Genomic DNA, 7285 nt, shown 5'->3' on the forward strand with positions numbered 1-7285 from the left:
GCCACCAAACCATTGCTTAGTTGTTACAATCATTCTTGTGTTAAAATGAACTGCTGGAATATGTGGGGAATTCATATGTGCAACTAAAGAAATTCCACTAGCCCAAAAATTATTATTGTCATTTTCACAACCAGGTATTTCTTTTGCAAATTGATCAGAAAATTCTCCATAAACTGTGGATATATTTACTCCTACTTTTTCAAAAATTGATCCACGCATGATTGACATTTCACCACCACCTCCTCCATCTCTATACCATTTTTTACGTTTAAAAGACACAGATGATCCAAATTCATTTTCTATCTTTTCAAATTCATCACATATATTATCTCTAAGTTTTTTAAACCAATTGCTAGCTAACCCTTTTTTGTTACTAAATTTATCCATTTATTCAGTCTCTAAAAATTTAGAGACTTCTAAAGCTGCCATACAACCTGTGCCAGCAGCTGTAACAGCCTGTCTATATATCTTATCTTGAACATCACCTGAAGCAAAAATACCTGGTGTACTTGTTTTTGTACTATCTGGATGAGTTATTATATAACCTTCATCATCCATATCAATTGACCCTTTAAATAATTCTGTATTAGGTTTATGACCAATTGCAATAAAAATTCCATCAATTTTTATTTTATCCTCTCTTCCTGTTTTTAAGTTTTTAATTTTTGCTCCTTCCACAGATAAAGGTTTATCTGTGCCAAGTACCTCAAGCAAAACAGTATCCCATAAAATGTGAATTTTAGGATGATTAAATAATCTTTCTTGTAAAATTTTTTCTGCCCTTAAACTATCCCTTCTATGTATTAAAGTTACTTTTGAAGCATGATTAGTGAGATATAAAGATTCTTCAACAGCTGTATTACCACCTCCAACAACAATAACTTCTTTATTTTTATAAAAAAATCCATCACATGTTGCACAACCAGAAACACCAAATCCCATATATTTTTTTTCCGATTCAAGTCCTAGCCATTTAGCTTGAGCTCCTGTTGCAATAATAATTGATTTTGCTTCGTATACATTCCCACTATCACCTGAAGCAATAAAGGGGTTTTTTGTTAATTCAACATTTTTTATTGTATCGTTGATAAATTCCGTGCCAGCTTTTTCAGATTGTTGCTTCATTTGCTCCATTAACCATGGCCCCTGTATAGTTTCTGCAAATCCTGGATAATTTTCAACATCTGTAGTTATTGTAAGTTGGCCACCAGGCTGACTACCTGAAACTAAAATAGGGTTGAGCGCAGATCTTGCAGCATAGATTGCTGCACTGTAACCTGCGGGTCCCGAACCTATTATTAAAACTTCTGTTTTGAATTTTTTAAATGTCATAGGTTAAATTTCATCAGAATTTTCACTTAAATAATTTTTAATACCTTCGGTATCAGGCTTAATAGTTGCTTTACCAGGCTTCCAATTTGCGGGACATACTTCACCATGCTTTTGATGAAAATAAAGTGCATCAACCATACGAAGAGCTTCATCAACACTTCTACCTAATGGCAAATCATTGACTACTTGATGTCTTATAACAAAATTTTCATCAATTAAAAAGGTTCCTCTTAGAGCAATAGATTGATTAATTAACACATCATAGCTAAGTGAAATGTCTTTTGTAATATCTGAGACTAATGGATATTTTATATTTCCTATTCCACCATTATTAATAGTAGTGTTTTTATATGCTAAATGAGAAAAATGAGAGTCTATACTAATTCCAATAACTTCTGTATTCTTTTTCTTAAATTCTTCAAGTTTCTTGTCAAAAGCAATAATTTCTGATGGACATACAAATGTAAAATCTAAAGGATAAAAAAATATAATTCCCTTTTTACCAGATAAAAATTTACTCAAAACAAAATTTTCGTTTACTGAACTATCTCCCATAATTGCAACAGCTTTAAAATCAGGAGCTTTCTTACCAATCAAAAATGACATAAATTAACCTCGGTTTATTTTTTAATCTGATAATAATATATTGTAGCTGTTACAAAAATACAAGATAATGAGTTATAAATCTTTAATGATGGAAAATTTTATTAAGTGTGGGTTTATGTTTTTTGCAAATCTATAAGAATAGTCAAATGCAATACTATATTTATTATCAATTGTATAAGTAAATTTTGTATTGATTTTTCTCTCAGTTTTCTTTGCATTTAGAAGGGAATGGTGTTCTATATGAGATTTTAGTTTTTCTTTTTGTTCATCAGTTAATCCTTTAGTGGATATTTTTTTATAAATTGAAGTAAACTCATACCTTTCATAAGAATTTTTATATAAATAATTGTTTTCAAATGAAAGCATAACTAATATATCATCTGTAAACCTTAATCCTAAATTTAAAGTAACAAACAAATCTTTGTTTTTAATATTTGGATTTACTCTAGTAGCTAACATAACTTCATAAAAATTATTTTTCAAAAATTTAAAATCAAAATTTTTTGCATATGATATTCCAAATTTGAAAGTTGGATTAGCAATATCTGTCCCTCCTTCACCATGTATAGCAGCAGGAAACCCTAAGATAGTATCAATGGATAAGCGTTGATTTTCTTTTTTAAAAAGTAAAGTTCTAATCCCTATTTCATAATCTACTCCAACAAAACTCATTTTGCCTCTGAAATTATTTAATGGAATAGATGGGTTATTTATTGCTTTATTTTTTTCTTCTTTATTTATTATTAAATCACTGCAAATTCTTTGTATATCTAGCTTGCTTAATAATGTAAATCTATCTGATAAACCTTGCTCTTTATATTTAGTTAAAATTAACTTTTTTGTATCATCTTTAAAATTTAGAGCCGTATTGTTGTCCAAATTATAATTAAATGAACTAGAATAACCAGGATCAATAGTTAATCCATATTCATAATATTTTTTATCCTTTTCTCTTTCCCAAGCATAACCAAATACAAAGTATGGAGTAAATAATAACTTTATAAATAAAGCATTAAAAATTACTTTAAAACTTCCCATTGTTTTTTGTTCTTCCGACTATCTCTGCGTAGATACTAATTGATGAGAGAAATATTGCAAGAAAAAAAAGAGCAAAAAACATTATAAAAAGTGGATATAGCATAGATTCATGAATCTTTGGGCCAGAAAAAGTAAAGACACTACTTTTTTGATGTAACGTAGCCCATAAATTAACAGAGAATTTTATTATAGGCAAATCCAATAATCCAAAAATAGCAAATACTGAGGAAATTTTTGCTCCTCGTAATTCGTTTTGAAAAGAATTCCTAATTAAAAAATATATAATTTCAAAACAAAGTAAGATTAACATTGAAGTAAGCCTCGCATCCCAAATCCACCACGTACCCCAAGCAGGCTTACCCCATATAGCGCCTGTTATTAAGGTTGAAGTAGTGAAATATAAGCTTACATATGCAAAAGATTTAGCAAGTATATCGTATAAAGGATTTTTTAAAGCTAAAAATAATATAGAAGCAATGCTTAATAATAAGTAAAAGCAAACTGATAACCATGCTGATGGGACATGAAGGTATAAAATTTTTACTAAGTTAAGCTGCAGATAATCGTCTGGAGCTTTATAAAAAACAAAATAAATACCCAAAATAAAAAAACATAATGATAATATAAAACTGCTTATAGAAATAGGGATAAGAAATTTTTTAAAAATTTTATAGTTTAGCATGCTTATATAAATTAGTTTTATACTATCTTATTTGCCACCACCAAGCTGATGAACATAAATAGCTAATTGTCTAATTGTTGAATCAGATAATTTTCCTTGCCAATATGGCATAACTCCAGCTCTACCATTATATATTACATCATATATGGTTTTGTAATCATTACCATATAACCAAATTGCATCCTTTAAATTAGGGGCACCAAATTCTTTTCCACCTTCTGCATTCTTTCCATGGCAAGACGCACAATGTTCTTGATATAGCTCATTTGCTTTTTTATTTGAATAATCTCTGTTGTTTAGGTTAAGGATATATCTTGTTAAAGCATCTATTTGTCTAGAATCTAAAATTTTATCTCTGCCAAAAGCAGCCATAGCTGAATCTCTCGTTTCATCATTTCCTGATCTAATTCCATATTTTAAAGTAGTATAAATATCATCAATTGTCTCTCCCCATAGCCATGCTCCTGCCGTAAGATTAGGATATCCAATGTTGCCACCTCCTCCTTTTCCGTGACATACTTCACAATTATTTTGAAAGGCAGATTTCCCACCAGCATTAGCAAATTTTAATAAATCCTTATTCTTTAATATCTCTTCAAAAGTACTTTTATCAAAGTTTTCTTGATATTTATTCCTTATCTTATCAATTTTTTCTAAACCATCTTTGAGTTCTTTTCTTGCAGACCAATTTAAAAAACCTTTGCCATTTGGTACTGGCCAACTAGGATAAAGGAGCCAATAAACTAATGCAAAAAATAAAGCTATATAGAAAAATAGTCTTAACCAAAATGGATCAGGATTATCATATTCTTTAATCCCATCCCATTCATGACTGGTAGTTTTTGGCTCGTTATTTTTTTTTGTTTTTAACTTGCTTTTGTTCATCATCTAAAGGTATTTTGCTTATGGATTTATATAATTTTTTAGAATTAGGTCTAAATACCCAAAATAAAAGTCCAACTACACTTAATGCTAAAAAGGATAATGTTACTATTTTTATATATAATATAGTATTCATATTATTTTACCAATTTCTGCCCTTATTACTAGTTAAATCAATTTTATTTCCAAGACTTTGTAAATATGATACCAGTGCGTCCATCTCTGTGATTTTATTACTTTTTTTATTAAATTTCCTTATAGCAATTTTATCTCCATACCTTTTTTTAAAACCTTCAATTGCAGTGGAGTCTTGACTAATTCCAAGCTGAACATTTAAGTCATTTTTAAAATTATTTTGATACTCTTCTGTATAAGGCATTCCTGCAAATTGTAAAGCTAACATTTTATTTTTTATATCATCTATCTGCAATTCTCTATTTAATAAAAAAGGATAAGCTGGCATTATAGATTCTGGAACTAAAGACTGAGGATGATATAAATGTTCTACATTCCATTCATCTGAATATTTTTCTCCAACTCTTGCTAAATCTGGCCCTGTTCTTTTAGAACCCCAAGCAAATGGATAATCATACATGCTTTCTATTGCTAAAGAATAGTGCCCATATCTTTCTACTTCATCAACTAACCTTCTTATTTGTTGACTATGACAACCATAGCACCCTTCTCTTTTGTATATAAAAAATCCTTGCAATTCTAGAGGTGTATATAGTCTAAGTTGGTCTGTTTTTTCTAAAGAAATTTCTTTTTTAAATAAAGGGAAAATTTGTATAATAGCTCCAATAGAAGTAACAAAAATAATAAGAATTAATAGTATAAAAATCTTTTTTTCTATTTTGCTATGAAAATTACTCATAAATTAGATCAGCTATTATTTTTTGTTATTTTTAACTATACCAAGCTTACTATCTTTTATAGTTTTTATTGTATTATATACCATAATTAATGCTCCTAACCAAAATAATAAGCCTCCTAATGCTCTTATAAGATAATAAGGGCTCAACACCTTAACTACTTCTATAAATGAATATTTCAAAAATCCCATGTCATCGTAACTTCTCCACATTAAGCCTTGTGTAATGCCAGCAGTCCACATAGAAATTATGTATAGGACTATTCCTAAGCAAGCTAGCCATAAGTGAATGCTAATCAATTTGACAGAATACATTTCTTTTTTGCCCCATAAATCTGGTATCATATGATATAATGCTCCAAAGCTAATTAGCGCAACCCAACCAAGTGCTCCAGAATGAACATGACTTATTGTACATTCAGTATAGTGACTTAAGGCATTGACAGATTTTATTGCCATAACAGGACCTTCAAAAGTGCTCATTCCATAGAAAGCAACAGCTATAATTAAGAACCTTAATACTGGATCATCGCGCAACTTATACCAAGCACCAGATAAAGTCATAATTCCATTTACCATTCCACCCCATGATGGTAACCATAGAATGATAGACATAGTCATTCCTAAAGTTTGAACCCAATCAGGTAATGATGTGTAAATTAAATGATGAGGACCTGCCCATATATAAGTAAAGATTAATGACCAAAAATGTAAAATTGATAGCCTATAAGAATAGATAGGTCTGTTAGCTCTTTTAGGAACAAAATAATACATTATGCCTATAAAAGCTGCTGTAAGCCAGAAGCCAACAGCATTATGGCCATACCACCATTGAATCATCGCAGACTGTACACCAGAGAAGAAAGATATACTTTCAGCACTATTCCAAGATATAGGGATGCTTATATTATTTCCAACATGAAGAACTGCTATAACGATTATAAAAGCCATAAAGAACCAATTTGCAACATAAATATGTGGTTCTTTTCTATTTTTTAAAGTCATTAAATATACAAATAAATATAGTAACCATATAACTGTAAGTAAAATATCAGCATACCATTCTGGTTCAGCATATTCCTTTCCTTGAGTTATACCCATTACATATCCAGAAACTGCTAATAATAAGAATATTTGAAAAGAATAAAAAATAAAGCTCACAATTTTTGATGAATAAATTATTACTTGGCATGTTCTTTGAAGGACATAAAAAGACGCACCCAATAAAACATTACCACCGAAAGCAAATATCACACCACTAGTATGAATTGGCCTTAGTCTGCCAAAAGTTGTCCACTCAATGCCAAAACTAAGCTCTGGAAAAACCATTTGAAATGCGATAAAAACACCTGCTCCCATTCCAATAATTGCCCAAAATAATGATGCAATAGCAAATAACTTTATATTTTTATAGTCGTAATTGACTATATTCATAAGGGATTATAAAAAAATTTTTAAGTAAGGTATCATAAGTTAAAAAGCTAATCAATAAATTGCATATATATGAAAAACGTAATTCTATTTGAGCATAAGCAAAAATAGTAGCTATACTAATAGTTAGGAGTAAGAGTTGCTATAAATAGTTTAAAAATAAACTGAGTTGCAGATAAAGAATTATAACAAATCTTATAATCATGAAGCGCAGTATCGTAAGCGCTAAAATAAGGGCATCTAGGCAAGAATAAAAATAAGTGGTAGAACAAAAGCCTAAAAAAATAGAGGCTAATGATGCTATTAGAAAAAAAGAATAAGTAATGAAAAATGGAAAGAGCTAGTAGAAGAATATAAAAAAAGTAATGTAAGTAAATATGAATTTTGTAAGCAAAAGAATGTGCCGAGAAGTACATTTTATAAATGGCACAGAATTCTTGTAG

General features: G+C 29.5%; 11 protein-coding genes. 1 reads left to right on the forward strand and 10 read right to left on the reverse strand.

Annotated features, from left to right (window positions below; all coding sequences use genetic code 11):
- From EIC27_RS05100 to EIC27_RS07930, 10 genes are all read right to left on the reverse strand, one after another.
- A partial coding sequence (locus EIC27_RS05100) for a coproporphyrinogen III oxidase (RefSeq protein WP_126045030.1) occupies positions 1–387 on the reverse strand: 387 nt, incomplete at its 3' end.
- Entirely contained in the window at positions 388–1332 is a 945-nt protein-coding gene (gene trxB, locus EIC27_RS05105; protein ID WP_126045031.1) for a thioredoxin-disulfide reductase, read from the reverse strand. It lies immediately after the preceding gene.
- Positions 1333–1335: 3 nt separating this feature from the next.
- Positions 1336–1938, reverse strand: coding sequence for a peroxiredoxin (locus EIC27_RS05110; protein ID WP_126045032.1), 603 nt, complete (start codon positions 1936–1938; stop codon positions 1336–1338).
- 72 nt (positions 1939–2010) lie between these two features.
- Positions 2011–2976, reverse strand: coding sequence for a hypothetical protein (locus tag EIC27_RS05115; RefSeq protein ID WP_126045033.1), 966 nt, complete (start codon positions 2974–2976; stop codon positions 2011–2013).
- A complete protein-coding gene (gene ccmC / locus EIC27_RS05120; protein WP_126045034.1) occupies positions 2963–3658 on the reverse strand; it encodes a heme ABC transporter permease CcmC in 696 nt (231 codons plus the stop codon). Before ccmC ends, EIC27_RS05115 begins: the two co-directional genes overlap by 14 nt.
- Positions 3659–3685: 27 nt before the next feature.
- Complete coding sequence (gene ccoP, locus EIC27_RS05125; protein WP_126045035.1) at positions 3686–4546, reverse strand: cytochrome-c oxidase, cbb3-type subunit III; 861 nt, start codon at positions 4544–4546, stop codon at positions 3686–3688.
- Positions 4509–4676 (reverse strand): cbb3-type cytochrome c oxidase subunit 3, encoded by a 168-nt coding sequence (locus EIC27_RS05130; RefSeq protein WP_126045036.1) that lies wholly within the window; start codon positions 4674–4676, stop codon positions 4509–4511. Before EIC27_RS05130 ends, ccoP begins: the two co-directional genes overlap by 38 nt.
- Before the next feature lie 6 nt (positions 4677–4682).
- Positions 4683–5414, reverse strand: coding sequence for a cytochrome-c oxidase, cbb3-type subunit II (gene ccoO / locus EIC27_RS05135; RefSeq protein ID WP_126045037.1), 732 nt, complete (start codon positions 5412–5414; stop codon positions 4683–4685).
- A 15-nt stretch (positions 5415–5429) separates the two neighbouring features.
- The gene (ccoN, locus tag EIC27_RS05140) at positions 5430–6845 is read right to left on the reverse strand and encodes a cytochrome-c oxidase, cbb3-type subunit I (RefSeq protein WP_126045038.1); all 1416 of its coding nucleotides are present in this window, start codon (positions 6843–6845) and stop codon (positions 5430–5432) included.
- A 116-nt stretch (positions 6846–6961) separates the two neighbouring features.
- Positions 6962–7090, reverse strand: a complete 129-nt coding sequence (locus EIC27_RS07930; RefSeq protein WP_276310337.1) for a hypothetical protein — start codon at positions 7088–7090, stop codon at positions 6962–6964.
- A gap of 68 nt (positions 7091–7158) precedes the next feature.
- Between EIC27_RS07930 and tnpA the strand changes: the two genes are divergently transcribed.
- A partial coding sequence (gene tnpA, locus EIC27_RS08295; RefSeq protein WP_410519461.1) for an IS66 family insertion sequence element accessory protein TnpA occupies positions 7159–7285 on the forward strand: 127 nt, incomplete at its 3' end.

Origin of the sequence: Candidatus Aquarickettsia rohweri (assembly GCF_003953955.1) — a bacterium.
In the GTDB taxonomy this organism is placed as follows: domain Bacteria; phylum Pseudomonadota; class Alphaproteobacteria; order Rickettsiales; family Midichloriaceae; genus Aquirickettsia; species Aquirickettsia rohweri.

What these genes read in the sequence shown, in the direction of transcription:
- ccoN (WP_126045038.1), bottom strand. Translation starts at nt 6,845, where the DNA reads ATGAATATAGTCAATTACGACTATAAAAATATAAAGTTATTTGCTATT.
- ccoP (WP_126045035.1), bottom strand. Translation starts at nt 4,546, where the DNA reads ATGATGAACAAAAGCAAGTTAAAAACAAAAAAAAATAACGAGCCAAAA.
- ccoO (WP_126045037.1), bottom strand. Translation starts at nt 5,414, where the DNA reads ATGAGTAATTTTCATAGCAAAATAGAAAAAAAGATTTTTATACTATTA.
- EIC27_RS05110 (WP_126045032.1), bottom strand. Translation starts at nt 1,938, where the DNA reads ATGTCATTTTTGATTGGTAAGAAAGCTCCTGATTTTAAAGCTGTTGCA.
- trxB (WP_126045031.1), bottom strand. Translation starts at nt 1,332, where the DNA reads ATGACATTTAAAAAATTCAAAACAGAAGTTTTAATAATAGGTTCGGGA.
- EIC27_RS05130 (WP_126045036.1), bottom strand. Translation starts at nt 4,676, where the DNA reads ATGAATACTATATTATATATAAAAATAGTAACATTATCCTTTTTAGCA.
- EIC27_RS05115 (WP_126045033.1), bottom strand. Translation starts at nt 2,976, where the DNA reads ATGGGAAGTTTTAAAGTAATTTTTAATGCTTTATTTATAAAGTTATTA.
- ccmC (WP_126045034.1), bottom strand. Translation starts at nt 3,658, where the DNA reads ATGCTAAACTATAAAATTTTTAAAAAATTTCTTATCCCTATTTCTATA.